Raw genomic sequence first — 23,660 nt, 5'->3', positions numbered from 1 at the left:
CCCTAGGTTGTGACCTGCGTGACGTTATGACGTTCGGCGCAGTGCGCGCAGTCCGCGCAACCCGATGACCCCGACGGCCGTCCCCAAGAGGAAGGAGACGACGGCGAGCAGCAGGTGCACCCAGAAGTACGCCGTGGGGTCGCCGTCCTCGAAGGCCAGCCCGCTGCCGTCCTTGACCAGGTTTTTGACGAAAGTGATCCAGATGATCCAGCTCCACACCCCGAAGGCGAGCAGGAACCAGGAGACGGGGCGGCTGAGCTTCATGAATCCAGTATCGCCGCCGCCCGTCCGGTTCCGTGTCCGGGGTGGGGAGCGGGGTGGGAGCACTCCGCCGCCGGGCGGTACGTTCTCGCTCGTGCCCGCATCCAAGAAGACCGTCCGGCGTCCCCTGCCGGTCACCGCCGCCGCCCTGACCTCGCTCGTCCTCCTCGCGCCCGCCGCTCTCGCGGCCCCGGGCCCCTCGGCCAGTCCCTCGGCGAGCCCGTCGGCCACGCCCCCGGCGACGATGTCGTCCGTGGGCGGCACGCGGCTCGGGCGGCCCGGGACGCAGGTCGATCTCGCGGGCGGGGCGCCCGTCCTGCCCAAGGACCTCACCGCCCGCTCCTGGATCGTGGCCGACGCCGAGTCCGGCGAGGTGCTCGCCGCGCACAACGCGCACTGGCGCCTGGCCCCGGCGAGCACCCTGAAGATGCTGTTCGCCGACACGCTGCTGCCGAAGTGGCCGAAGACCGCGCGGCACAAGGTGGCGGTGTCCGACCTCGCGGGCGTCGGCGCCGGGTCCAGCCTGGTCGGCGTCAAGGAGGAGGAGACGTACACGGTGGAGGACCTGTGGCGCGGCGTCTTCCTGATGTCCGGCAACGACGCGGTGCACGTGCTGTCGGCGATGAACGGCGGGGTCGACAAGACCGTGGCGGAGATGAACGAGCACGCCGAGGAGCTGCAGGCCCTCGACACGACCGTGGTCAGCCCCGACGGCTACGACGCGCCGCGCCAGGTCTCCTCCGCGTACGACCTGACGCTGTTCGCCCGCTCGGGGCTGCAGAAGAAGGACTTCCGCGAGTACGCCTCTACGGTCCGCGCGAAGTTCCCGGGCGAGACCACCAAGGACAAGAAGGGCAGGACGTCCCGTGAGTCCTTCGAGATCCAGAACACCAACCGCCTGCTGCGGGGCGACTCCGACATAGACGTCTACCCCGGCATCGCCGGTGTGAAGAACGGCAACACCACCAACGCGGGCGCCACCTTCACCGGTGTCGCCGAGCGGAACGGCAGGGTGCTGCTCGTCACCGTCATGAACCCGGCGAAGAACGAGCACAACGAGGTCTACAAGGAGACCGCCCGGCTGTTCGACTGGGGGTTCCAGGCGGCCGGCAAGGTGAGGCCGGTGGGCGAGCTGGTGCCGCCGAGGAGCGCGGTGCCGGCGAGCCCGGGGACCGACGCCTCGGGTCAGGCCGGGGGCGGTGAGGGGAAGGGCGCCGCGGGGACGAAGCCGGTGGCGGGCGCCCCGGCCGCGGACGGCTCCACCGGTGTCGGCGTCGCGGCCGGCATCGCCGCCGGGGTGCTGGTGCTGCTCGCGGGCGGCGCGTTCCTGGTCAACCGTCGCTGGCCGCTGCCGGAGCTGGTGCGCCGCCGGTCCCGTCCGTGAGTTCCTCGGCCTTGCTGCCCGTGGCCGTCCAGGCCGCGCAGAACAGCACCAGCTTCGAGGTGAAGTTGATCCACAGCAGCAGGGCGACGGGGACGCCGAAGGCGCCGTACATGCTCTTCGCGGCGACGCCCTGCATGTAGCCGCTCAGCAGCAGTTTGAGCAGTTCGAAGCCGACCGCGCCGATCAGCGCCGCGACCAGCAGACGGCGGCGGGCGGGATGGACCCCGGGCAGCAGGGTCAGCACGTACAGCAGGAGCAGGAAGTCGGCGAGGACGGCGACGGCGAAGGCGGCGATGTGCAGCAGGACGCCGCCGAAGCCGCCCTCGGCGATGCCGAGGTGGCGGATGATCCAGCCGACCAGCGCCGAGGCGACGGTGGAGATGGCGACGGTGGCCAGGAGCGCGCCGCCGAGTCCGACGAGGATGCCCGCGTCCTTGCCCCGGCGCAGGACCGGGTTCTCCTCCTCGTCCGGCAGCTCCCACACGGCGCGCAGACAGCCCCGGGTGGCGTCGACCCAGCTCATGCCGGTGAACAGCAGCAGGAGGCCGGAGATGAGGCCGACGGTGCCGGCGTTGTCGATCAGGCCCTGGATGTCCAGCTGGTCGGAGATGCCCGGCACCTGCTCGGCGATCTTGTCCTGGAGTTCTTTCTGCCGGCCCTCGCTGAGCAGGGCGGCGGCGACGGAGGCGGAGAGGCTGAGCAGCGGGAAGAGCGCGACGAAACTGGTGAACGTCATCGCGGCGGCCAGCCGTGTCCACGTGACCCGGTCCAGCCGCTCGTACGACCGCCACGCGTGCGTGGTCGTCAGCCGTGCGATCCACGGCCCCACCACGGGGAGCCTCTTCAGCCAGTCCATGATCCGACTCTGCCCCCGGTCGTCCCGGTCCACGGTCCCGGCCCGCGGCCGGTCGTCCTCCCGGAGCGGAAGACCAGTGTCCTTGTGCCCCAGAAACGCAGGATGGTGGCCAGCGCCATGCCGATTCCCGCCCCCGAGACGGTGTCGGCGCGCTGCGAGGTGAGGCCGAGGCCGTAGTGGCTGACGGCCAGGCACAGCAGCTGCACGGCGGCGCCGGCGACGTTCACCGCGAAGAACACGGCGTACGGGCGCAGGCCGCGGGGGCGGGTGTGCCGGTAGGTGCCCAGCGCGTTGCCCGCGTAGGCCACGGAGCAGCCGGCGACGAAGGACAGGGACTTGGCGGTGAGCGGGCCGAGTCCGGCGGGGCCGCGCAGCACGGTGAAGAGACCGAGGTCGACGGCGTAGGCGAGCAGCCCGGCACAGGCGAAGCCCACCAGTTCGCGCCGGGCTGCTACCAATTGGCCACCGCCAGGCCGTACATCGCCACCCACACCGCGCCGATCAGCGCGAGGGCCCGGTCGCGCAGGACGACGTCCTCGGGTTCGCCGGCGGTGCCGCGGTCGGCGAAGACGGCGTAGCGCAGGACGGCGAGGATGAAGGCGACCATGGACAGCTGCCGCCAGGGCAGCACGCTGGTGTGCGGGACGCCGCCCTCCTCCATGGCCCACATGCAGTAGCCGAGGACGGCGACGCCGGCCGCGAGCTGCCAGACGAAGCGGAGGTAGCCGGTGGTGTACTCGGTGAGCAGCGCGCGGGTGGCGCCCGCCTTGTCCGCCATCTGCACGGCTTCGCTGTAGCGCTTGGCGGAGACCATGAACAGGGCGCCGAAGCCGGTGGTGATGAGGAACCAGCGCGACAGCGGGATGCCCAGCGCGAGCCCGCCGATCACGGCCCGCATCAGGAAGCCGGTGGTGACGACGGCGAGGTCGACGACCAGGACGTGCTTGAGGCTGACGCAGTACGCCAGTTGCATCACGAGGTAGGCGGCCAGCAGGGCGGCGACGGGCGGGGGGCACAGCCAGGCCGCGAGGGCGGGCGCGAGGACGCCCAGGACGCCCCCGGCGGCGTAGGCGGCCGGCACCGGGACCTGTCCGGCGGCGACGGGGCGGTGGCGCTTGACCGGGTGGGCGCGGTCGGCCTCGGCGTCGCGGGCGTCGTTGACGAGGTAGACGGCGGCGGCGCAGGCCGTGAACAGGAGGAAGACGAGGACGAGTTGTGCCAGGGCGTGCCGGGAGAACAGCTCGCCGGCGGCGGCCGGGGCGGCGACGACCAGGACGTTCTTGATCCACTGGCGGGGGCGCGCGGTCCTGAGCAGGCCGCCCGCGAGGCCGCCGCTGCGGGGCGGGGCGGACTGCGGGGGCTGTTCGGACGAGCGCTGCCGCAGGACGGCCGTGTCGGTCACCGGGTCCCTCCCCGCATCCAGTCGGCGCCGAGCCGGGCCGTGAGCGCGCCGAGGGCCGCCCCCGCCGCCACGTCGGACGGGTAGTGGACGCCGACGACCAGCCGGGACACGCACACCGCGGCGGCCAGCGGCCAGGCCGCGCGCACGCCGAGCGCGCCGAAGACGACGGCGGCGGCCGCGGCGGAGGTGGCGTGGGAGCTGGGGAAGGAGTGCCGGCCCGCGGTGCGCACCAGGGGCTGGACGTGCGCGGGGCGGGGACGGCGCACGACCCGTTTCAGCCCCATGCTGGCCAGGTGCGCGCCCGCGGTGAGCGCGGTGCCGCGCAGCCAGACCGCGCGTCGCGGGCCGTCCACGGCGGCTGCGGCGAGGCCCGCCGCGAGCCACAGCGTTCCGTGCTCCCCGGCCCAGGACAGGGCGCGCGCGGCACCGGCCACGCGCGGGTCCGTGCCGCAGGCTCTGAGCGCCGTCACGATCCGGTGGTCCATGTCGTCGAGGTCGTCCATGTGGACTCACTGTTCACCGCGGAGGCGCGGTAAGTCCGGCATGATCGAGCGACATACCATTAATCACCCGTTTCGGGGAGGGACGGGATGTTACGGAACTGATCGGTCACACCGGGGGGATACGGTCGCCGGCATGTCTGCCGACACCGTTCCCGTCACCGGCTGGGGCCGCACGGCGCCCACCGCGGCCCGTCTGGTCCGTCCGCGGACGTACGAGGAGGCCGCGGCGGCGGTCCGGGACTGCGGGGCCCGCGGCGGCATCCCGCGGGGGCTGGGCCGGGCGTACGGCGACGCGGCGCAGAACGCGGGCGGTGCCGTGCTCGACATGACGGGCCTGGACCGCATCCACGCCGTCGACGTCGACGGCGGCACCGTGCTGTGCGACGCGGGCGTCTCCCTGCACCGGCTGATGGAGGTCCTGCTGCCGCTCGGCTGGTTCGTGCCGGTGACGCCCGGCACCCGCTACGTGACGGTCGGCGGGGCGATCGGCGCCGACATCCACGGCAAGAACCACCACGTGTCCGGGTCCTTCGCCCGGCACGTGCCGTCCCTGGAACTGCTCACCGCCGACGGCGGGGTCCGCACGGTGGAGCGGGGCACGCCGCTGTTCGACGCCACCGCCGGCGGCATGGGCCTGACCGGGGTGATCCTCACCGCGACCGTGCGGCTCCAGCCGGTCGAGACCGCGCTGATGTCGGTCGACACCGAGCGCGCCGCCGACCTCGACGACCTCATGGCCCGCCTGACGGCCACCGACCACCGCTACCGCTACTCGGTCGCCTGGATCGACCTGCTGGCGCGCGGCAGGGCGACCGGCCGCGCGGTCCTGACCCGCGGTGACCACGCCCCGCTGGACGCGCTGCCGGCCCGTGCCCGGCGCGAACCGCTGGTCTTCCGCGCCTCCCGCCTGCCGGCGGCCCCCGCCTTCCTGCCGGAGGGACTGCTCAGCCGGACGAGCGTGGGCCTGTTCAACGCGTTCTGGTACCGCAAGGCCCCCCGTGCGCGGCGCGGGCAGCTCCAGCGGATCTCCACGTTCTTCCACCCGCTGGACGGGGTGCCCCACTGGAACCGGATCTACGGCCGCGGCGGCTTCGTGCAGTACCAGTTCGTCGTCGGTCACGGCCGGGAGGAGACCCTGCACCGGATCGTGCGGCGCATCTCCGCGCACCGCTGCCCCTCCTTCCTGGCCGTCCTCAAGCGCTTCGGCGAGGCCGACCCGGGCTGGCTGTCGTTCCCGGTGCCCGGCTGGACCCTCGCGCTGGACGTCCCGGCCGGGCTGCCGGGGCTCGGCGCCTTCCTCGACGAGCTCGACGAGGAGGTCGCCGCGGCCGGCGGCCGGGTCTACCTCGCCAAGGACTCCCGGCTGCGGCCCGAGCTGCTCGCCGCGATGTACCCGCGCCTGGACGACTTCCGCGCGCTGCGCGCGGAGCTGGACCCGCGCGGGGTGTTCACGTCCGACCTGTCCCGGCGCCTCGCCCTGTGACCCCTCCTGGAGCTGTCGTGAAGGACGCCTTCGGCCTCCCCCAGTCCCTTCTCGTCCTCGGCGGTACGTCCGAGATCGCGCTGGCCACCGCGCGCCGGCTGGTCGCCCGCCGCACCCGCACCGTGTGGCTGGCCGGCCGCCCCTCCCCCGCGCTGGACGCGGCGGCCGGACAGCTGCGCGGGCTGGGCGCCGAGGTGCGCACCGTCGCCTTCGACGCGCTGGATCCCGAGTCCCACGAGGAGGCGCTGGGCAAGGTGTTCGCCGAGGGCGACATCGATCTGGTGCTGCTCGCGTTCGGCATCCTCGGCGACCAGGCGCACGACGAGCGCGCGCCGCTGAACGCCGTGCGGGTCGCGCAGACGAACTACACCGGCGCGGTCTCGGCCGGCCTGGTCAGCGCCCGCGCGCTGCAGGCGCAGGGGCACGGCTCGCTGGTGGTGCTGTCGTCCGTGGCCGGGGAGCGGGCCCGCCGGGCCAACTTCATCTACGGCTCCAGCAAGGCCGGCCTGGACGCCTTCGCGCAGGGCCTCGGCGACGCGCTGCACGGCACGGGCGTGCACGTCATGGTCGTACGTCCCGGCTTCGTGCGGTCGCGGATGACCGCCGGGATGGAGGAGGCGCCGCTCGCCACGACGCCCGAGGCGGTCGCGTCGGCCATCGAGCTGGGGCTGCGGCGCCGCTCGGAGACGGTGTGGGTGCCGGGCGCGCTGCGGGTGGTGATGTCGGCGCTGCGGCACCTGCCGCGACCGCTGTTCCGGCGGCTGCCGGTGTAGTGGCCGTGCGCTAGCGGGCCGGCAGGGTGCCGCTCTCCACGCGGCCCGCCTGCGGGGGGACGACCGCGCTGCCGAAGGGGAACTCGCGCAGCTTGCGCCACACCCCGTCGGAACCCTGCTCGTAGAGCGCGAAGCCGGTGCAGGGCCACTGGGCCTCGTAGTCGGCCAGCTCCTCGTAGGCGCGGTCCATCGCGGCCTCGTCGATGCCGTGCGCGACGGTGACGTGCGGGTGGTACGGGAACTGCAGTTCGCGCGGGACCGGCCCGGAGGAGTCACGGATCCGCTTCTGGAGCCAGGAGCAGGCCGCGGCGCCCTCGACGACCTGGACGAAGACCACGGGCGACAGCGGGCGGAAGGTCCCGGTGCCGGACAGCCGCATCGGGAAGGGCCGGCCGCGGGCCGCCACCTCCGCCAGGTGCGACTCGACGGCGGGCAGCGCCGCGCCGTCGATCTCGGTCGGCGGCAGCAGCGTGACGTGCGTGGGGATGCCGTGCGCCGCGGCGTCGCCGAAGCCCGCGCGCAGCTGCTGAAGCCGGCTGCCGTGAGGCTCCGGGACCGCGATCGACACGCCGATCGTTACGGTCCCCACGTCGTCTCCCTGTCGTTCTGTCGGTGCCGCCGCCCACCGGCGCGCGGCGGTGGCCGCCGATGCGGCCACCCGGTTATCGACTGTACGGCCACGGCCCCGCCCCGGGCAGGCGCAACCGGAGTGATGTGCAGCGCTACGGCGGCGTGCCGGGCGCTCGGTGCGGTACCGCCGGTCAGTGCTTGGCGGGCAGGAACCCCATGCCGTCGTAGGCGCGGGCGAGGGTCTCCGCGGCCACGGAACGGGCCTTCTCCGCACCCTTGGCCAGCACCGCGTCGAGGGTCTCGGGGTCGTCCAGGTACTGCTGGGTGCGCTCCCGGAAGGGCGACACGAACTCGACCATGATCTCGGCGAGGTCCGTCTTCAGCGCGCCGTAGCCCTTGCCCTCGTACCGCTGCTCCAACTCGGGGATCGACGTGCCGGTGAGCGTGGAGTGGATCGTCAGCAGGTTGCTGACGCCGGGCTTGAGCTCACGGTCGAAGCGGATCACCGTGTCGGTGTCGGTGACCGCGCTCTTGACCTTCTTCGCGGTGACCTTCGGCTCGTCGAGCAGGTTGATCAGGCCCTTCGGGGTGGCCGCCGACTTGCTCATCTTGGCGGTCGGGTCCTGGAGGTCGTAGATCTTCGCCGTCTCCTTGAGGATGTACGCGCTCGGCACGGTGAAGGTGTCGCCGTAGGTCTGGTTGAACCGGTCGGCGAGGTCGCGGGTCAGCTCGAGGTGCTGGCGCTGGTCCTCGCCGACGGGGACCTGGTCGGCCTGGTAGAGCAGGATGTCGGCGACCATCAGCATCGGGTACGTGAACAGGCCGACAGTGGTGCGGTCGCTGCCCTGCTTGGCGGACTTGTCCTTGAACTGGGTCATCCGGGAGGCCTCGCCGAAGCCCGTGATGCAGTTCATCAGCCAGCCGAGCTGGGCGTGCTCGGGCACGTGGCTCTGCACGAACAGCGTGCAGCGCTCCGGGTCGAGGCCGGCCGCGAGGAGCTGGGCGGCGGCGACCCGGGTGTTCTCCCGGAGCACCTTCGGGTCCTGCGGGACCGTGATCGCGTGCAGGTCGACGACCATGTAGAACGCGTCGTGGGTGTTCTGCATGTCGACCCACTGGCGGACGGCGCCGAGGTAGTTGCCGAGGTGGAACGAGCCGGAGGTCGGCTGGATACCGGAGAGCACGCGGGGACGGTCATTCACCATGCCAGCCATTCTCTCAGGCCGGGGCGGGCGGTCGGGCACTGGTCCGGTACGGAGGTGTTCCCGGCCGGCCGCGGTGGTGTAACAAGGGAGGACGGGGCGGGAGGGGGCGTCATGCGACGGCTGGTGTGTGCGGTGGCCGCGGCGGCGGCGGTGCTGCTCGGGGGCGGTCCGGGGGCCGCGGCGGCGAAGAGCGCGCCGCTCGACCAGCCCGACGTGGCGGTGGTCGTGTGGTCCGGCACCGGGCGTACCGCGTCCTGGCACGCCGGGGAGCCCGACTTCGACCGGCTGCGGGACCTGCTGGAGCAGGATCACCCGGACACGGAGCGGGTCCCCGGGTCCTGGACGGCGGGCGGTGCGCCCCCCGTGCGGCTCACCGTCCTGTGGGGGGTGACGGGGGTGGGGGGCTGGCCGCAGACGCGGCGGGCGCCCGGCGGTGACGTGGCGATGCTGCGCCAGGACCAGTTGCTGGTGGCCGAGGACGGCACCCCGTGGGTGCGTACGGACCCCGCGCCGGACATCGCGGACGACGACATCCGCTGGCGCCGGGCCCCGCGGCGGGTGTACGACCGGCTGGCCGCCGAGGGATTCCTCGGCGAGGAGCCCGCCGACGCCGATGACGGCGGTGACGGCGGACCGTGGGACGGAGTGCGGTGGGGCGCCGCGGGGCTCGCGGCGGGGGTCGCCGCGACCCTGCTGGTACGCCGCGCGGCGGCCCGGCACGGTGCCGGACCGCCGCGCGGCGAGCCGCGTCAGGAGCTGATCGACCTCTGAACGCCGCCGGCCGCTCAGCCCAGGTCGATCTCCGGGTACAGCGGGAAGCCGGCGACCAGGTCCGTCGCGCGGCGGGAGATCTCGTCGGCGATCTTCCCGTCCAGGACGTGGGACGCCTTGGAGGGGGCGCCCGACTTGGTGGTGCCGGGCTCGGCGGCCGTCAGGACGCGGTCGATGAGGCCCGCCACCTCGTCCATCTCGGCGGTGCCGAGGCCACGCGTGGTCAGCGCCGGGGTGCCGATGCGGATGCCGGAGGTGTACCAGGCGCCGTTGGGGTCGGCCGGGATGGCGTTGCGGTTGGTGACGATGCCGGAGTCCAGCAGGGCCTGCTCGGCCTGGCGGCCGGTGAGGCCGTAGGAGGAGGCGACGTCGATCAGGTTCAGGTGGTTGTCCGTGCCGCCCGTGACCAGGGTGGCGCCGCGGCGCACCAGGCCCTCGGCGAGCGCGCGGGAGTTGTCGACGATGCGCTGGGCGTAGTCGCGGAAGGACTCCTGCCGGGCCTCCGCCAGCGCGACCGCCTTCGCGGCCATGACGTGCGGGAGCGGGCCGCCGAGGACCATCGGGCAGCCGCGGTCGACCTGGTCCTTGAGGGAGTCGTCGCACAGCACCATGCCGCCGCGCGGGCCGCGCAGCGACTTGTGGGTCGTCGTGGTGACGATCTGGGCGTGCGGGACCGGGTCGAAGTCGCCGGTGAGGACCTTGCCCGCGACCAGGCCGGCGAAGTGCGCCATGTCGACCATGAGGGTCGCGCCGACCTCGTCGGCGATCTCGCGCATGATCCGGAAGTTCACCAGGCGGGGGTAGGCGGAGTAGCCGGCGACGATGATCAGCGGCTTGAACTCGCGGGCCTGGGCGCGCAGGGCCTCGTAGTCGATCAGGCCGGTCGCGGGGTCGGTGCCGTAGGAACGCTGGTCGAACATCTTGCCGGAGATGTTCGGGCGGAAGCCGTGGGTGAGGTGGCCACCCGCGTCGAGGGACATGCCGAGCATGCGCTGGTTGCCGAAGGCGTGGCGCAGCTCGGCCCAGTCGGCCTCGGAGAGGTCGTTGATCTGGCGGGCGCCGGTCTTCTCCAGGAAGGGCACCTCGACGCGGTCGGCGAGGACGGCCCAGAAGGCGACCAGGTTGGCGTCGATGCCGGAGTGCGGCTGGACGTAGGCGTGGCGGGCGCCGAACAGTTCGCGGGCGTGCTCGGCGGCGAGGGACTCGACGGTGTCGACGTTGCGGCAGCCGGCGTAGAAGCGGCGGCCGACGGTGCCCTCGGCGTACTTGTCGCTGAACCAGTTGCCCATGGTCAGCAGGGTGGCCGGGGACGCGTAGTTCTCGGAGGCGATCAGCTTGAGCATCTCGCGCTGGTCGGCGACCTCCTGGCCGATGGCGTCGGCGACGCGGGGCTCCACCGCACGGATGACGTCGAGGGCGGCGCGGTAGGCGGTGGACTCGGGGGTCAGGTCTACGGACACGGGGGCCTCCGGACGTGGGAATCAGCGTTCAGGTCGGCCCAGGCGCTCGGCACTCGTCGCTCGGACCGCTTCCCGATGGTTCATCCCATCCTTGCGCGCCAGTCACGGCCCGGGGCCAGGGTACCGGGTGTGTTCTGCCGGTGCCCTCGGCGTCCGGGATGCGGGAGCGGCCGCGTGGCCGCCGTCCGTCGCGGGGCGCGGCGCCCGCCGTGACCGGTCGCGTCCACGCGGCGGAGCCGCACACGTCACGGCCCCGCGCCCCTTCGGGGTGCCTGCCCCGGGGTCCGCCTAGAGGATCACGTGGGGCAGGAAGCGGGCGTACTCGTCCGTGATCAGGCCCGACGACTCCCTGATGCCCAGGCCCGCCGCCTCGTCCCCCACGACCCAGGCGCCCAGGACGACGTGGTTGCCGTCGAAGGAGGGCAGGGGGGCCAGTTCCTGGTAGCAGCAGGGTTCGTCCCGGGGTGCCGGGTCGGTGCCGGGGGCGTGGACCGTGACGCCGGCGCCCTCGCGGCCGAGGAGGGGCTTGGCGACCCAGCCCGTGGTGCCGGCCAGCTCGCGCGGGCCGTCCAGGTGGGCCGGGAGGAGGTTGGGGTGGCCGGGGTACAGCTCCCACAGGATCGCCAGGAGGGCCTTGTTGCTGAGCAGCATCTTCCAGGCGGGCTCGATCCACAGGGTGCTTCCGGTGCCGCCGCCGTTGTCGAGGGTGTCCAGGACGTGGCCGGCGAAGCGGTCGGTGGTGAGCCACTCCCACGGGTAGAGCTTGAAGATGCTGCGGATGAAGCGGAGCTTGTTGTCGACGAAGCGGCCGGACAGGCGGTCCCAGCCGATCTCCTCCATCGAGATCCAGTCGGTGGCCAGGCCGGCCTGCTCGGCGGTCTCCTTGAGGTAGGCGACCGTCATCAGGTCCTCGCCGAGCTCGTCGTCCGAGGAGTGCGCGAAGTACAGGGGGCTGCCCGGCGGAAGGAGGGCGGCCTGCTTCTTCCAGGCGTCGACGAGACGCTCGTGCAGCGAGTTCCACTGGTCGGCGCCGGGGAAGCGCTCCTCCATCCAGAACCACTGCGGGGAGGCCGCCTCGACCAGGGAGGTCGGGGTGTCGGCGTTGTACTCCAGCAGCTTGGCCGGGCCCGTTCCGTCGTAGCGCAGGTCGAAGCGGGCGTAGACGGAGGGGAGTTCGGCGCGCCGCCGCCAGGCCTCGGTGACCGCGTGGACGACGCGCGGGTCGGTGATGCCGAGGTCGGTGAAGCGGCCGGCGGTCACGATGTGCTCGGCCGCCGCCAGGCACATGCGGTGCAGCTCCTCGACGACCTCCTCCAGCGCCTCGACCTCGTCCAGAGGGAAGACGTAGTAGGCGCTCTCGTCCCAGTAGGGGCGCAGGGAGCCGTCGGGGTAGCGGGTGAGCGGGTAGATGAGCCCCTGTTCCTCGACGGTCTGCTGCCAGCCGGGGCGGGGGGCGACGGTGCGGCGTTCCATCGCGGCTCAGCCGCCGCCGCTGCCGGAGCCCGAGCAGCCGAAGCCGCCGCGGTCGACGGCCTCGTCCCGGCTGAAGGTGCCGGAGTCGGCCCAGCCCTTGCTGACGTCGGCGTCGTAGTACCAGTCGGCGTTCGTGACGCGCGAGGTCTTGCGGCCCGTGCCGGAGGAGCTGCCGGACGAGCCCGGCTTGCAGTTCTTGTCGGCGACGACCTTGTAGCCGTTGAGGTAGTCGTAGCTGTCGCGGTCCACGCAGCGGCGGTCGGGGTCCGAACCGCACGCGCTCAGGGCCGCCGCGAGCACTCCCATGCCGCCGAGCACCACCGTGCTCGACCGCAGCCGTCGCCGGGTCTCCGCCATGTCCTCGTCTCCCCCGTCGTCCACAGATGTACGGCAGTTGGACCGTTCGAGTGTACGGACCGCGCCGCCGGTGGACTCTACGGCAGCGCCCGGCACAGCGCGTCCAGAGCCCCCGCCCAGGCGTGGTCGGGCGGGGTGCCGTAGCCGACGACCACGGCGTCCAGCGGTTCGGTCACGGCCTCGGGATGCCGGAAGACGGACAGGCCGTACAGGCCCAGGCCCTGCCAGGCCGCCGCCCGGACCACCTGCTGCTCGGTGCCGGGCGGCAGCCCGAGGACGGCGTGCAGACCGGCCGCGATCCCGGTGACCCGCACCTCGGGCGCGCGGTCGGCGAGCGCCGCGACCAGGGCGTCCCGGCGGCGCCGGTAGCGCAGGCGGCCGGAGCGGACGTGGCGGTCGTAGGCGCCGGAGGTGAGGAACTCGGCCAGGGTCAGCTGGTCCAGCACGCCGCTGGTGTCGAGGCCCCCGCGGGATGCCGTGAGGTCGTCGGAGAGGCCCGGCGGCAGCACCGCCCAGGCCAGCCGCAGGCCGGGGGCGAGGGACTTGCTCGCGGTGCCGAGATAGACGACGCGGTCGGGGTCCAGGCCCTGGAGGGCGCCGACGGGCTGGCGGTCGTAGCGGAACTCGCCGTCGTAGTCGTCCTCCAGGACCAGGCCGCCGGTGCGCCGCGCCCAGTCGACGACGGCGGCCCGCCGGTCGGGGTGCAGGGGTACGCCCATCGGGAACTGGTGGGCGGGGGTGAGCAGCACGGCGCCCGCGTCGGCCGGCCCGGCGGGATCGGTGCCGCGCGCGTCGAAGGGCAGCGGGACGGTGCGCAGTCCGGCGGCGGTCAGCAGGTCGCGGTGCACGTGCAGGCCGTACGACTCGACGGCGACGGTGTGCACGCCGCGCGCCTTCAGCACGGCGGCGAGCAGGGTCAGGCCGTGCGCGAACCCGCCCAGGACCACCAGGCGTTCGGGGTCGGCGCGCACGCCGCGGGCCCGGGCGAGGTAGTCGGCCAGCGCGGTGCGCAGCTCCGGGCGCCCGCGGGGGTCGCCGTAGCCGAGGGCGTCGTGGGGGGCGGCGGTGAGGGCGCGGCGGGCCGCCCTGAGCCACTCCGCGCGCGGGAAGGAGGCCAGGTCGGGCGTGCCCGGGCGGAGGTCGTAGGCGGGACGGGTGCGGGCGCGGGGGCGCGGGGGCGAGCCGGCGGGCGGGACGACGGCGCGGTCCGCGACGCGGGTGCCGGAGCCCTGGCGCGCGGTGAGCCAGCCCTCGGCCACGAGGTCGGCGTAGGCGTCGGCGACGGTGTTGCGGGCGATGCCGAGGTCGGCGGCGAGGGCGCGGGAGGAGGGCAGCCGGGTGCCGGCGGCCAGCCGGCCGGTGCGCACGGCCTCGCGCAGGGCGTCGGTCAGCCCGCGGCGCAGGCCGGGCCCGGCCGGTTCCAGGTGCAGGTCGACGCCGAGAGTGGCCCAGGATCTCGCCATGGAAATGGACCATACTCCTGGGCTGCTTCGTTCCTAGGGTCGAGGGCATGACGACGCACACCGATGACACGACGACCGCGGAGCACGCCTCCGAACTGCCCGTACGGCTGGAATGGGCCAAGCACGCGCCCGAGGTGTACAAGGCGATGGTCCGGCTCGACGCGGCCGCCCGGCGGGGGGTGGACCCGACGCTGTTCGAGCTGGTGAAGATCCGCGCCTCCCAGATCAACCGCTGCGCCCTGTGCATCGACATGCACAGCAAGGACGCCCTCGCGGCCGGGGAGAGCGTGGAGCGGATCATCCAGCTCAGCGCCTGGGAGGAGTCGCGGCACTTCTACACCGAGAAGGAGCTCGCGGCGCTGGAGCTGACGGAGGCCGTGACCGTGCTGACGGACGGTTTCGTCCCCGACGAGGTCTACGAGCGGGCCGCGAAGCACTTCGACGAGCCGGAGCTGGCGCAGCTGATCGCCGTCGTCACGGTGATCAACGCCTGGAACCGCTTCGGCGTGACCTGCCGCATGACCCCGGGCCACTACCGGCCGGGGCAGCACGGATGACGGCCCGCACGCGGCTCCTGGACCCGGAGGTCGCGCAGGCCATGTCCGCGCTCAGCGCGGCGGCCAAGAAGGGGCTCGGCGACCCCGCGCTCGCCGAGCTGGTGATGATCCGGGCCTCGCAGCTCAACCACTGCGCGTTCTGCCTGGACATGCACCTCGCCCTCGCCCGGAAGAACGGCGAGAGCGAGCAGCGGCTCGGCCTGCTCGACGCCTGGGAGGAGGCCGAGGACCTCTACAGCGAGCGGGAGCGGGCCGCGCTCGCGCTGACCGAGGCGGTGACGGTCCTGACGGAGGGCTTCGTGCCCGACGCCGTGTACGACCGGGCCGCCGCGCACTTCGCGGACGGCGAGCTGGCCCACCTCGTCGGGCTGATCGCCGTCATCAACGGCTGGAACCGGCTGATGGTCTCCCGCCGCATCCCACCAGGGGGGTACACGCCATGAGCAAGGCCGGCGCCTTCCGCGCCCTGCACCACGGCCGGGCCCCGGGCGACCCCCTCGTCCTGCCCGGCCCCTGGGACGCGGCGAGCGCCCGCGTGTTCGCCCAGGCCGGGTTCCCGGCGCTGGCGACGCCCAGTGCCGGGGTCGCCGCCTCCCTGGGGTACGAGGACGGGCGGACCCCGGCCGACGAGATGTTCGCGGCGGTCGCGCGGATCGCCCGGGCCGTCGACGTACCGGTGTCGGCGGACGTGGAGGACGGGTACGGGCTGGCGCCCGGGGAGCTGGTGGAGCGGCTGCTGGCGGCGGGTGCCGTGGGCTGCAACCTGGAGGACTCCACGGGCGGGGTGCTCAAGGACCCGCACGAGCACGCCGAGTGGCTGGCCGAGGTGCGGGCGGCGGCCGGGGACCGGCTGTTCGTCAACGCCCGCGTCGACACGTTCGTCCGGGGCGTCGCCGACCCGGACCGGGCCGTCGAGCGGGCCGCGCTGTACGTCGCCGCGGGCGCCGACTGCGTGTACCCGATCGGCGCCCCCGTGGACGCGGTGCCGCTGCTGCGGGCCGGCGTCCGGGGGCCGGTGAACGTCGTCGCGCGCCCCGGGGAGGGCCCCTCGCCCGCCGAGCTCGGCGAACTCGGGGCCACCCGGGTCACGTTCGGGCCGGGTCTCCAGCGGCTCGCGGAGCGGGCGGTGCGGGAGATCGCGGCCGGGCTGACGAAGTGAGGGTCAGGGCAGCCACTTCCGCCAGACGGACTCGTGGCTGTCCACCCACTTCTCCGCCGCCTCCTCGGGCCGCATCTTCTGCTCGGCGATCATCAGGGAGACCTGGTTCTGGTCCTCGGTCGTCCACCGGAAGTTCTTCAGGAACTCCGCCGCCTCGCCGCCGTTCTCCGCGAAACCGGCGTTGAGGTACTTCTGCAGCGGGGTGACCGGGTAGGCGCAGTCGACCTTCGCCGGGTCGGCGTCGCAGCCCTCCTTGTACGGCGGCAGCTCCACCTCGGTCATCGGGACCTTCTCGAACAGCCACTGGGGCGTGTACCAGTAGGTCAGGAAGGGCTTCTTCTCCTTGGCGAACTGCTTGATCTGGGTGATCTGGGCGGCCTCGGAGCCGGCGAAGACGACCTGGTAGTCCAGGCCGAGGTTCTTCACCAGCGCCTTGTCGTTGGTGACGTAGGACGGGGAGCCGTCCATCAGCTGGCCCTTGCCGCCGCTCTCGGCGGTGCGCAGCAGCTCGGCGTACTTGTCGAGGTTCTTCCAGTCCGTGACGTCCGGGTGCTTCCTCGCGAAGTACGTCGGGACGAACCAGCCGATGTGGCCGGTGACGCCGAGGTCGCCGCCGGGGGCGATGGTCTTCTTGTCCGCGACGTAGCGCCGTTCCTGCTCGGGGTGGCCCCAGTCCTCCAGGATGGCGTCGACCCGGCCCTGGCTGAGCGCGTCCCAGGCGGGGACCTCGTCGACCTGGACGGTGTCGACGCGGTAGCCGAGCTCGTGCTCCAGCAGGTACCGGGCGACGGCCACGTTGGCCTGGGCGCCGACCCAGGACTGCACGGACAGGGTGACGGTCCTCGCGCCCCGGGCGTTGGCGAACGGGGACGCCTGCTCGGTCATGTCGGCGGCGCCGCAGCCGGTGGCCAGCACCAGCACGGCGGCGGCCGCCGCGATCCGCTTGGCGGTCATCTCAGGCTCCCTTCGTCGTACGGCGTCCGGTCGGCTGGGTGACGCGGTCGAGCATCAGGCCGAGGCAGACGATCGCCGCTCCGGCCACCAGGCCGGTCGCCAGGTCGCCCTGTGCGAGACCGAAGACGACCTGGTAGCCGAGCGCGCCACCGCCGACCAGCCCGCCGATGATGACGACGGCGAGGACCAGGACGACGCCCTGGTTGACGGCGAGCAGCAGCGACCTGCGGGCCAGTGGGAGCTGGACCTGGCGGAGCTGCTGGCCGCTGGTGGCGCCGAGCGAGCGGGCCGACTCCATCGCGGCCGGGTCGACCTGGCGCAGGCCCTGCGCGGTGATGCGCACGACGGCCGGGAGGGCGTAGACGACCGCGGCGGCGACGGCGGGGGCGCGGCCGACGCCGAACAGGGCGACGACCGGGATCAGGTACACGAACTGCGGCATCGTCTGGAAGACGTCCAGGACGGGCCGCAGCAGGCGGTCGAAGCGGTCGCTGCGGGCGGCGGCGATGCCGGTCGCGAAGCCGACGACCAGGGTGACGGCGACGGCCGCCAGCACCTGGGAGAGGGTGTCCAGGGACGGGTTCCACACACCGAGCACGCCGATCGCGGCCATGGCGAGGACGGCGGTGAGGGCGGTGCGCCAGGTGCCGATCAGCCAGGCCAGGGCGGCGACGACCAGCAGCACGGACCACCAGGGCAGCCACTGGAGGCCGTCCCGCAGCGGGTTGAGGACCCCGTTGGTGAAGTGGGCGGCCCAGTCGGCGGTGCCGCCGACGACGGGGACGCCGGAGTAGAGGTGGGCGGTCATCCAGTCGACGGCCCGGTTGACGGGCTCGGCGATGTCCGCCTCCCACGCCTCGGGCCAGTCGAGGAGGCCGACGAGACGTCCGGCGAGCGCCACCGCCACGGCGGCGGCCAGGACGTACAGCCAGGTCACGGGGGACTTCCCGGCCTCTCCGAGCCGTTCCCCCGCCGCGCCGGTGACGCGGTCCAGGACGACGGCGAGCAGCACGATCGGGATGCCGGCGGCGAGGGCGGCGCCGACGTCGACGGAGGCGAGCGCCTGGTAGACGCGGTCGCCGAGGCCGCCGGCGCCGATGACGGAGGCGATGACGGCCATGGACAGCGCCATCATGATCGTCTGGTTGACGCCGAGGAGGAGTTCCCTGCGGGCCAGCGGGATGCGCGCGGTCAGCAGCCGCTGGCGGGCGGTGGTGCCGAGGGACTCGACGGCCTCCAGGACCTCCTTGTCGGCGCCGCGCAGGCCGAGGGCGGTGAGCCGGGCCATGGGCGGGGCGGCGTAGACGACGGTGGCCAGGACGGCGGCGGGGACGCCGATGCCGAAGACCAGGACGACGGGGAGGAGGTAGGCGAAGGCGGGCAGCACCTGCATGGTGTCGAGCACCGGGCGCAGGACGCGGTCCATGCGGTCGGACAGGCCGGCGGCGAGGCCCAGCAGGACGCCCACGGCGACCGAGGCGAGGACGGCGACGGCCATCAGGGCGAGGGTCTGCATCGTCGGTACCCACATGCCGAGCAGGCCGCAGGCCAGGAACGCGGCGGCGGTGCCCAGCGCCGGCTTCACGCCGGCCGCGCGCCAGGCGACCAGGGCGCCGATCGCGGTGACCCCGGCCCAGCCGACGGCGAGGAGGGCGAGGTAGACGGCGCGTACGGCGATGGTGACGGCGTTGCTGATGTGGCCGAGGAAGTAGAGGAAGAGGGGGTGGCTGTCGCGGTTGTCGATGATCCAGTCGCTGGCGCTGCCGAGCGGGGCGGAGACGTCGACGGTGAGGGCGGCGGGCCAGGCGGCGCCGGGCCACCGGGTGACGGCCAGGGGGACGAGGACCGCGGCGAGGACCGCCAGGGCGAGGAGCTTGCGGGCGGCGGGGCGGGTGAGGACGCCCGGCGGGGACACCTTCCGGGACGTCGCGGTGATCGTTGCCATCAGACCACCGGCTCCTCGCTGGGGGCGGGGGCGGGGCCGGTCCGCTCACGGCGCTTCACGGGTGCCTCCCCCGCTCTCGGCCTCGCTCGAGCGGAGGGACCCCCGTCGCCCACCCGTGCCGCCCCAGCGGCACGACCGCCCGCGGCTGCGCCGGCCGGGGCGGGTCCGGCCGGGGACGTGTCGGACGTGCCCGCCACCACCGACAGCAGGGCGTCCGCGTCGATGACGCCCAGGCAGCGGCCGTCGGACATCACGCGGGCCGGGGAGCCGGCGCGGGCGACGGCCTCGATGGCCTCCGTGACCGTGGCCTCGGGGCGCAGCGCGGGGCCGGTGCCCGCCTCGTCGGCGGAGGAGGCGGGGCGCATGGCCGTACGGACCGTCAGGACCTGCTCGCGCGGGACGTCGCGGACGAACTCGCGGACGTAGTCGTCGGCGGGCGAGCCGACGATCTCCTCCGGGGTGCCGAGCTGCACGACGCGGCCGTCGCGCATCAGGGCGATGCGGTCGCCCAGTTTCAGGGCTTCCTGGAGGTCGTGGGTGATGAAGACCATCGTGCGGCCCTCCTCGCGGTGCAGCCGGACGACCTCCTCCTGCATGTCCCGCCGGATCAGCGGGTCGAGCGCGCTGAACGGCTCGTCGAACAGCAGCACCTCGGGATCGACGGCGAGGGCGCGGGCCAGGCCGACGCGCTGGCGCTGGCCGCCGGAGAGCTGGCCGGGGCGGCGGTGTTCCAGGCCCTCCAGGCCGACCTTGGAGATGATCGCGGCGGCGCGCTCGCGGCGCTCGGCGCGGCCCATGCCCCGGACCTCCAGGCCGTACGCCACGTTGTCGAGGACCGTGCGGTGCGGGAGCAGGCCGAAGTGCTGGAAGACCATCGCGGCCCGGTGGCGGCGCAGTTCGCGCAGCCGGGACCGGTCCATGGCGCGGACGTCCTCGCCGTCGATGGCGATGGTGCCCGCGGTCGGCTCGATCAGCCGGGTCAGGCAGCGCACCAGCGTGGACTTGCCCGAACCGGACAGGCCCATGACGACGAAGACCTCGCCCTTGCGCACGTCGAAGGAGACGTCGCGGACGGCGGCCGTGCAGCCGGTGCGGGACCGCAGCTCGGCCGGGGACAGGGCGGTCAGCTCGGGGTCGGCGGGGACGCGGGCGGCCTTCGGGCCGAAGACCTTCCACAGGCCGTCCACGGAGAAGACCGGCGGCCGCACCTGCGTGGTGCCGTCGACGGGGGCGGTCATCGCGCATCACCGCCGATCAGCTCGACGGCACGTTCCCCGACCATGAGGACGCCGATCATCGGGTTCACGGCGGGCATGGTCGGGAAGACGGAGGCGTCGGCGATGCGGATGCCCTCCAGGCCGCGGATGCGCAGCTCGGGGTCGACGACGGCCCGCTCGTCGTCGGCGGCGCCCATCCGGCAGGTGCCCGCCGGGTGGTACACGGTGTGCGCGACCTTGCGGGCGTACTCGCTCAGCTCCTCGTCACCGGTGATGTCCGGGCCCGGGCAGACCTCGCGCCTGAGCCAGTGCGCGAGCGGCTCGGTCCTGGCGATCTCCCGGGCGATGCGGATGCCGTCGACCAGGGTGCGGCCGTCGTAGTCGTCCTCGTCGGTGAAGTAGCGGAAGTCGAGGGCGGGCTTGACCTCCGGGTCGGCGCTGGTGAGGTAGAGGCGGCCGCGGCTCTTCGGCTTGGGGATGTTCGGGGTCATGGAGACGCCGAACTCCGGGCGCTCGTAGCCCAGTCGCTCCGGGTTGTCCGTGAACGGGATCTGGTAGAAGTGGAACATCAGGTCGGGGCCCGCGTGTCCGGGGTCGCGGCGCACGAACAGACCGGCGTCGGAGTCCATCGCGGAGTTCTCCGGGATGGGTCCGTCCGTCTCCCACACGATGACCGACTCGGGGTGGTCGAGCAGGTTCTCGCCGACGCCGGGCAGGTCGAGGGCCACAGGTATGCCGAGCGCTTCGAGGTCCTCGCGGGGGCCGATGCCGGAGTGCAGCAGCAGGCGCGGCGAGTCGACGGCGCCGGCGCACAGCACGACCTCGTTGCGGGCCTCGACCAGGATCTCCTCGCCGTCCTTGGTGCGGACGTGGACGCCCTCGGCGCGGGTGCCGTCGAGCTGGAGCCGGTACGCCCAGGTCTCCAGCATGAGGGTGAGGTTGGGCCGCTCGTCCATCACCGGGTGCAGGTACGCCACCGAGGCCGACGAGCGCTTGTTGTCCTCGGGGTGGTAGGCGAGGTCGAAGAAGCCGACGCCCTCGGTGAACGGCTTCTTGTTGAAGCCCTCGATCCGGGGGACCTGGAGGGCCTTCTGCGCCGCGTCGACGAAGTCGCGGGCGATGGCGTTGCGGTCCTTCTCGTCGACCGGGACGATGTTGTTCTCCAGCCGGGCGAAGTACGCCTCCATCTGCACCGCGCCCCAGCCCTTGGCGCCCGCGGCCTCCCACTCGTCCCAGTCGGACGGCAGCGGCTTGAAGGCGATGAGGGTGTTGTGGGAGGAGCAGCCGCCGAGGACGCGGGCGCGGCTGTGCCGGATGTGGGAGTTGCCGCGTGGCTGCTCGGTGGTGGGGTAGTCGTAGTCGAGTTCGCCGCCGAGCAGGCCCATCCAGCGGCGCAGGGTCAGCACGTCGTCGCGGCCGACGTCGCTGGGGCCGCCCTCGATGACGGCGACGGTGACGTCCGGGTTCTCGGTGAGGCGGGAGGCGATGACGGAGCCTGCGGTGCCGCCGCCGACGACGACGTAGTCGTAGACCTGGGAGGTCTCGGGCATGGGGGTACTCCAGAAGGGCGTGGGGACGGTCGGGGGTGGGCGGGGAGGTCAGCCGGCGAACCAGCGGACGGGCTTCGGCGCGAGGTTCTGGTAGACGTGCTTGGTCTCGCGGTACTCGGCCAGTCCCGCGGGGCCCAGTTCGCGGCCGACGCCGCTCTTGCCGAAGCCGCCCCACTCCGCCTGCGGCAGGTAGGGGTGGAAGTCGTTGATCCAGACGGTGCCGTGGCGCAGCCGGCCGGCGACCCGGCGGGCGCGGCCCGCGTCGGCGGTCCAGACGGCGCCGGCGAGTCCGTACTCGGTGTCGTTGGCGAGGGCCACGGCCTCGTCCTCGGTGCGGAAGGTCTCCACGGTGAGGACCGGTCCGAAGACCTCCTCCCGTACGACCCGCATCTCGCGGTGGCACTGGTCGAGGACGGTCGGCTCGTAGAAGTAGCCGCCCTCGGGCCGCTCGGGGGAGGGCTCGGGGCGCTTGCCGCCGCAGCGCAGCACGGCGCCCTCGGCGAGGGCGGAGGCGACGAAGTCCTCCGTCTTGGCGCGCTGCTGCTCGGAGACCAGCGGGCCGCACTCGACACCCTCCTCGGTGCCGCGGCCGAGGCGGATCCTCGCGGCACGGCGGGCGAGTTCGGCGACGAAGCGTTCGCGGACCGACTCCTCGACGATGAGGCGCCCGCCGGCGGAGCAGACCTGACCGCTGTGGATGAAGGCGGCGTTGAGGGCCTGGTCGACGGCGGTGTCGAAACCCTCCTCGGTCTCGCAGGCGTCGGTGAAGACGACGTTGGGGTTCTTGCCGCCGAGTTCCAGGGCGACCTTCTTGACGGTGACGGCGGCGGCCCGGGCGACCTCGGTGCCGCTGGCCAGGCCGCCGGTGAAGGAGACCAGGTCGACGTCGGGGTGCTCGGCGAGCCGGGCGCCGACCGAGTGGCCGGGACCGGTGACGATGTTGGCGACGCCGGTGGGGAGTCCGGCCTCGGTCAGCAGGCCGATCAGGGCGACGGTGGTGAGCGGGGTGATCTCACTGGGCTTGACCACGAAGGTGTTGCCGGCGGCGAGAGCGGGCGCGATCTTCCAACTGGCCTGCAGCAGCGGGTAGTTCCAGGGCGTGATCATCGCGCAGACACCGACCGGCTCGTGCACGACGACACTGTGGATCTCGGGCGAGCCCGCGTCGACGACCCGGCCGGGGGCCTCGCCGGCGACCAGGTCCGCGAAGTAGCGGAAGGCGTCGGCGACGCAGTCGATGTCGACCCGGCCCTCCTCGACGGTCTTGCCCGCGTCACGGCTCTCCAGCAGACCGAGCTCCTCGCGGTCGCGGACCAGCAGACCGGCGACACGGCGCAGCAGGGCGGCGCGTTCGGCGACCGGGGTGCGCGGCCAGTCGCCGGTGTCGAAGGCGCGCCGGGCGGCGGCCACCGCGAGGTCGGCGTCCTTCTCGTCGCCCTCCGCGACCACGGCGAACGGCCGGCCGTCCGCGGGGTCGAGGATCTCGCGCGTGGCCCCCGAGACGGCGCCTCGCCATTCCCCTCCCACGTGGTGGGTCCGCCCCGCGTACTGCTGTATGTGGTCCGCCATGATCGGTGCTTGCCTTTCGTTCCTGTCCGGTGCCCGTGTGTCACATCCGTGTCACCCACGGGGACCGTGAGCGCATGCCCGTACCCCTCGGAGCCATGCGGAATCCGTCGACGAAAGTGCGCTGCCTCACGGAAATCAGGAACGTCGACGGACAAACGGGACCCGTCGGCGCACCGTGCCGACCTGTGCCGAGCGCGCCGGCCGGACCGGGCCCGTCGGCGGGGGGCCGGACCCGACGGAGGCGGGCCGGACCCGACGGAGGCCGGGTCTCCGGCCGAGTGGCCGGGGCCGTGAGATCGGCGCGACCCTGGGCGTCGTGGTGGCGGGCGCGGCCCCGACGGGTCACAGGGTCCGCAACCGGCGCGGGCCCGGCCCTGCGCACGGTCGGTCCGGCGGTGCCGGTCGTGGTGGCGGGAGCGACGGCGGTCGTGGCGGCGGGCCACCACGGCGTCGGCCGCCCCACCCCCGACGCCCCGACCCCCGGCACGGCCGTCACCGGTGGGGGCCTGCGGCCTGAACCTCCCGCCGCCCCGGACCGGGACACGCGACGTCTGCGACCGGAGCGCGGACGGTGCCGGATGCCTGCCGGGGCGCGGACGGTGCCGGGTCCGGTCGGCAGGTCCCGCGGAACGGGACGAGGCCCGCCCCGCGTGAGCGGGACGGGCCTCGTTTCGGAGCGCCGGGCAGGCCTTGCACCTGCATCTCCCCGCAGGAAGCGGGGCGTCTTTCCTTGGACCACCAACGCATC

At 73.6% G+C, this 23,660-nt stretch carries 23 protein-coding genes and 1 riboswitch; of the genes, 7 read left to right on the top strand and 16 right to left on the bottom strand.

Annotated features, from left to right (window positions below):
• Positions 1-24 precede the first annotated feature (24 nt).
• Positions 25-264, bottom strand: a complete 240-nt coding sequence (locus ACZ4V6_RS19345; RefSeq protein ID WP_467828705.1) for an SCO4848 family membrane protein — start codon at positions 262-264, stop codon at positions 25-27.
• A gap of 91 nt (positions 265-355) precedes the next feature.
• Here ACZ4V6_RS19345 and ACZ4V6_RS19340 point away from each other — a divergent pair, with 91 nt between their 5' ends.
• Positions 356-1,645: a D-alanyl-D-alanine carboxypeptidase family protein gene (locus ACZ4V6_RS19340; RefSeq protein WP_467828703.1), complete on the top strand. Its 1,290-nt coding sequence runs from the start codon at positions 356-358 to the stop codon at positions 1,643-1,645.
• On the opposite strand, the gene ACZ4V6_RS19335 is transcribed toward ACZ4V6_RS19340, so the two are convergent.
• Genes ACZ4V6_RS19335 through ACZ4V6_RS19320 form a run of 4 tightly spaced genes read right to left on the bottom strand, consistent with a single transcriptional unit; the run spans position 1,593 to position 4,406 of the window.
• The gene (locus ACZ4V6_RS19335; RefSeq protein WP_467828701.1) at positions 1,593-2,501 is read right to left on the bottom strand and encodes a YihY/virulence factor BrkB family protein; all 909 of its coding nucleotides are present in this window, start codon (positions 2,499-2,501) and stop codon (positions 1,593-1,595) included. The two genes, ACZ4V6_RS19340 and ACZ4V6_RS19335, sit on opposite strands and share 53 nt — an antisense overlap.
• Positions 2,489-2,959 (bottom strand): GtrA family protein, encoded by a 471-nt coding sequence (locus tag ACZ4V6_RS19330; RefSeq protein ID WP_467828700.1) that lies wholly within the window; start codon positions 2,957-2,959, stop codon positions 2,489-2,491. Before ACZ4V6_RS19330 ends, ACZ4V6_RS19335 begins: the two co-directional genes overlap by 13 nt.
• Positions 2,953-3,903: a decaprenyl-phosphate phosphoribosyltransferase gene (locus ACZ4V6_RS19325; RefSeq protein WP_467828698.1), complete on the bottom strand. Its 951-nt coding sequence runs from the start codon at positions 3,901-3,903 to the stop codon at positions 2,953-2,955. The genes ACZ4V6_RS19330 and ACZ4V6_RS19325 overlap by 7 nt, the downstream gene beginning before the upstream one ends.
• A complete protein-coding gene (locus ACZ4V6_RS19320; RefSeq protein WP_467828695.1) occupies positions 3,900-4,406 on the bottom strand; it encodes a phosphatase PAP2 family protein in 507 nt (168 codons plus the stop codon). Before ACZ4V6_RS19320 ends, ACZ4V6_RS19325 begins: the two co-directional genes overlap by 4 nt.
• A 133-nt stretch (positions 4,407-4,539) precedes the next feature.
• Here ACZ4V6_RS19320 and ACZ4V6_RS19315 point away from each other — a divergent pair, with 133 nt between their 5' ends.
• Both ACZ4V6_RS19315 and ACZ4V6_RS19310 read left to right on the top strand, forming a co-directional pair.
• Positions 4,540-5,889 carry an FAD-binding oxidoreductase gene (locus tag ACZ4V6_RS19315; RefSeq protein ID WP_467828693.1) on the top strand — a complete coding sequence of 450 codons (1,350 nt, stop codon included), beginning with the start codon at positions 4,540-4,542 and terminating at the stop codon, positions 5,887-5,889.
• 17 nt (positions 5,890-5,906) lie between these two features.
• Positions 5,907-6,662, top strand: a complete 756-nt coding sequence (locus tag ACZ4V6_RS19310; protein WP_467828690.1) for a decaprenylphospho-beta-D-erythro-pentofuranosid-2-ulose 2-reductase — start codon at positions 5,907-5,909, stop codon at positions 6,660-6,662.
• A gap of 10 nt (positions 6,663-6,672) precedes the next feature.
• Here the strand turns inward: ACZ4V6_RS19310 and ACZ4V6_RS19305 are convergent, their stop codons facing one another.
• Positions 6,673-7,251 carry a 2'-5' RNA ligase family protein gene (locus ACZ4V6_RS19305; protein ID WP_467828687.1) on the bottom strand — a complete coding sequence of 193 codons (579 nt, stop codon included), beginning with the start codon at positions 7,249-7,251 and terminating at the stop codon, positions 6,673-6,675.
• A 172-nt stretch (positions 7,252-7,423) separates the two neighbouring features.
• Positions 7,424-8,437 carry a tryptophan--tRNA ligase gene (gene trpS / locus ACZ4V6_RS19300; RefSeq protein WP_467828684.1) on the bottom strand — a complete coding sequence of 338 codons (1,014 nt, stop codon included), beginning with the start codon at positions 8,435-8,437 and terminating at the stop codon, positions 7,424-7,426.
• Positions 8,438-8,548: 111 nt separating this feature from the next.
• Here trpS and ACZ4V6_RS19295 point away from each other — a divergent pair, with 111 nt between their 5' ends.
• Entirely contained in the window at positions 8,549-9,208 is a 660-nt protein-coding gene (locus tag ACZ4V6_RS19295) for a hypothetical protein (RefSeq protein ID WP_467828681.1), read from the top strand.
• A gap of 14 nt (positions 9,209-9,222) precedes the next feature.
• Here ACZ4V6_RS19295 and ACZ4V6_RS19290 read toward each other — a convergent pair whose 3' ends face one another.
• The 4 genes from ACZ4V6_RS19290 to pdxR form a co-directional block, all read right to left on the bottom strand.
• Positions 9,223-10,668, bottom strand: coding sequence for a glycine hydroxymethyltransferase (locus ACZ4V6_RS19290; protein ID WP_467828678.1), 1,446 nt, complete (start codon positions 10,666-10,668; stop codon positions 9,223-9,225).
• Between the two features lie 29 nt (positions 10,669-10,697).
• A riboswitch (ZMP/ZTP riboswitch) is annotated at positions 10,698-10,784 on the bottom strand.
• A 172-nt stretch (positions 10,785-10,956) separates the two neighbouring features.
• Positions 10,957-12,141: a glutathionylspermidine synthase family protein gene (locus ACZ4V6_RS19285; RefSeq protein ID WP_467828675.1), complete on the bottom strand. Its 1,185-nt coding sequence runs from the start codon at positions 12,139-12,141 to the stop codon at positions 10,957-10,959.
• A 6-nt stretch (positions 12,142-12,147) separates the two neighbouring features.
• Complete coding sequence (locus ACZ4V6_RS19280; RefSeq protein WP_467828673.1) at positions 12,148-12,498, bottom strand: hypothetical protein; 351 nt, start codon at positions 12,496-12,498, stop codon at positions 12,148-12,150.
• A 77-nt stretch (positions 12,499-12,575) separates the two neighbouring features.
• Positions 12,576-13,961 (bottom strand): MocR-like pyridoxine biosynthesis transcription factor PdxR, encoded by a 1,386-nt coding sequence (gene pdxR / locus ACZ4V6_RS19275; protein ID WP_467828671.1) that lies wholly within the window; start codon positions 13,959-13,961, stop codon positions 12,576-12,578.
• Positions 13,962-14,008: 47 nt separating this feature from the next.
• Here pdxR and ACZ4V6_RS19270 point away from each other — a divergent pair, with 47 nt between their 5' ends.
• From ACZ4V6_RS19270 to ACZ4V6_RS19260, 3 genes are read left to right on the top strand one after another with little or no spacing between them, the layout of a single operon-like run.
• Positions 14,009-14,518, top strand: coding sequence for a carboxymuconolactone decarboxylase family protein (locus ACZ4V6_RS19270; RefSeq protein ID WP_467828669.1), 510 nt, complete (start codon positions 14,009-14,011; stop codon positions 14,516-14,518).
• Positions 14,515-14,961 carry a carboxymuconolactone decarboxylase family protein gene (locus tag ACZ4V6_RS19265; protein WP_467828666.1) on the top strand — a complete coding sequence of 149 codons (447 nt, stop codon included), beginning with the start codon at positions 14,515-14,517 and terminating at the stop codon, positions 14,959-14,961. The genes ACZ4V6_RS19270 and ACZ4V6_RS19265 overlap by 4 nt, the downstream gene beginning before the upstream one ends.
• Complete coding sequence (locus tag ACZ4V6_RS19260) at positions 14,958-15,677, top strand: isocitrate lyase/PEP mutase family protein (RefSeq protein WP_467828664.1); 720 nt, start codon at positions 14,958-14,960, stop codon at positions 15,675-15,677. Before ACZ4V6_RS19265 ends, ACZ4V6_RS19260 begins: the two co-directional genes overlap by 4 nt.
• 3 nt (positions 15,678-15,680) lie before the next feature.
• On the opposite strand, the gene ACZ4V6_RS19255 is transcribed toward ACZ4V6_RS19260, so the two are convergent.
• From ACZ4V6_RS19255 to ACZ4V6_RS19235, 5 genes are read right to left on the bottom strand one after another with little or no spacing between them, the layout of a single operon-like run.
• The gene (locus ACZ4V6_RS19255; RefSeq protein WP_467828661.1) at positions 15,681-16,631 is read right to left on the bottom strand and encodes an ABC transporter substrate-binding protein; all 951 of its coding nucleotides are present in this window, start codon (positions 16,629-16,631) and stop codon (positions 15,681-15,683) included.
• 1 nt (position 16,632) lies between these two features.
• Positions 16,633-18,576: an ABC transporter permease gene (locus tag ACZ4V6_RS19250; protein ID WP_467828658.1), complete on the bottom strand. Its 1,944-nt coding sequence runs from the start codon at positions 18,574-18,576 to the stop codon at positions 16,633-16,635.
• Positions 18,576-19,814 carry a quaternary amine ABC transporter ATP-binding protein gene (locus ACZ4V6_RS19245; RefSeq protein ID WP_467828656.1) on the bottom strand — a complete coding sequence of 413 codons (1,239 nt, stop codon included), beginning with the start codon at positions 19,812-19,814 and terminating at the stop codon, positions 18,576-18,578. Before ACZ4V6_RS19245 ends, ACZ4V6_RS19250 begins: the two co-directional genes overlap by 1 nt.
• On the bottom strand, positions 19,811-21,343 hold the full coding sequence (locus tag ACZ4V6_RS19240) for a GMC family oxidoreductase (RefSeq protein ID WP_467828653.1): 1,533 nt from the start codon (positions 21,341-21,343) through the stop codon (positions 19,811-19,813). The genes ACZ4V6_RS19245 and ACZ4V6_RS19240 overlap by 4 nt, the downstream gene beginning before the upstream one ends.
• 48 nt (positions 21,344-21,391) lie before the next feature.
• Complete coding sequence (locus tag ACZ4V6_RS19235) at positions 21,392-22,912, bottom strand: aldehyde dehydrogenase family protein (protein ID WP_467828651.1); 1,521 nt, start codon at positions 22,910-22,912, stop codon at positions 21,392-21,394.
• Positions 22,913-23,660 lie beyond the last annotated feature (748 nt).

Source organism: Streptomyces sp. NPDC029152 (assembly GCF_055564355.1).
This window is presented reverse-complemented; position numbering and strand designations above follow the sequence as displayed.

Coding starts and splice junctions, on each gene's coding strand:
- ACZ4V6_RS19295 (WP_467828681.1), top strand. CDS start 8,549: ATGCGACGGCTGGTGTGTGCGGTGGCCGCGGCGGCGGCGGTGCTGCTC.
- ACZ4V6_RS19240 (WP_467828653.1), bottom strand. CDS start 21,343: ATGCCCGAGACCTCCCAGGTCTACGACTACGTCGTCGTCGGCGGCGGC.
- ACZ4V6_RS19250 (WP_467828658.1), bottom strand. CDS start 18,576: ATGGCAACGATCACCGCGACGTCCCGGAAGGTGTCCCCGCCGGGCGTC.
- ACZ4V6_RS19280 (WP_467828673.1), bottom strand. CDS start 12,498: ATGGCGGAGACCCGGCGACGGCTGCGGTCGAGCACGGTGGTGCTCGGC.
- ACZ4V6_RS19235 (WP_467828651.1), bottom strand. CDS start 22,912: ATGGCGGACCACATACAGCAGTACGCGGGGCGGACCCACCACGTGGGA.
- ACZ4V6_RS19285 (WP_467828675.1), bottom strand. CDS start 12,141: ATGGAACGCCGCACCGTCGCCCCCCGCCCCGGCTGGCAGCAGACCGTC.
- ACZ4V6_RS19335 (WP_467828701.1), bottom strand. CDS start 2,501: ATGGACTGGCTGAAGAGGCTCCCCGTGGTGGGGCCGTGGATCGCACGG.
- ACZ4V6_RS19315 (WP_467828693.1), top strand. CDS start 4,540: ATGTCTGCCGACACCGTTCCCGTCACCGGCTGGGGCCGCACGGCGCCC.
- ACZ4V6_RS19260 (WP_467828664.1), top strand. CDS start 14,958: ATGAGCAAGGCCGGCGCCTTCCGCGCCCTGCACCACGGCCGGGCCCCG.
- ACZ4V6_RS19345 (WP_467828705.1), bottom strand. CDS start 264: ATGAAGCTCAGCCGCCCCGTCTCCTGGTTCCTGCTCGCCTTCGGGGTG.
- trpS (WP_467828684.1), bottom strand. CDS start 8,437: ATGGTGAATGACCGTCCCCGCGTGCTCTCCGGTATCCAGCCGACCTCC.
- pdxR (WP_467828671.1), bottom strand. CDS start 13,961: ATGGCGAGATCCTGGGCCACTCTCGGCGTCGACCTGCACCTGGAACCG.
- ACZ4V6_RS19320 (WP_467828695.1), bottom strand. CDS start 4,406: ATGGACGACCTCGACGACATGGACCACCGGATCGTGACGGCGCTCAGA.
- ACZ4V6_RS19270 (WP_467828669.1), top strand. CDS start 14,009: ATGACGACGCACACCGATGACACGACGACCGCGGAGCACGCCTCCGAA.
- ACZ4V6_RS19245 (WP_467828656.1), bottom strand. CDS start 19,814: ATGACCGCCCCCGTCGACGGCACCACGCAGGTGCGGCCGCCGGTCTTC.
- ACZ4V6_RS19255 (WP_467828661.1), bottom strand. CDS start 16,631: ATGACCGCCAAGCGGATCGCGGCGGCCGCCGCCGTGCTGGTGCTGGCC.
- ACZ4V6_RS19265 (WP_467828666.1), top strand. CDS start 14,515: ATGACGGCCCGCACGCGGCTCCTGGACCCGGAGGTCGCGCAGGCCATG.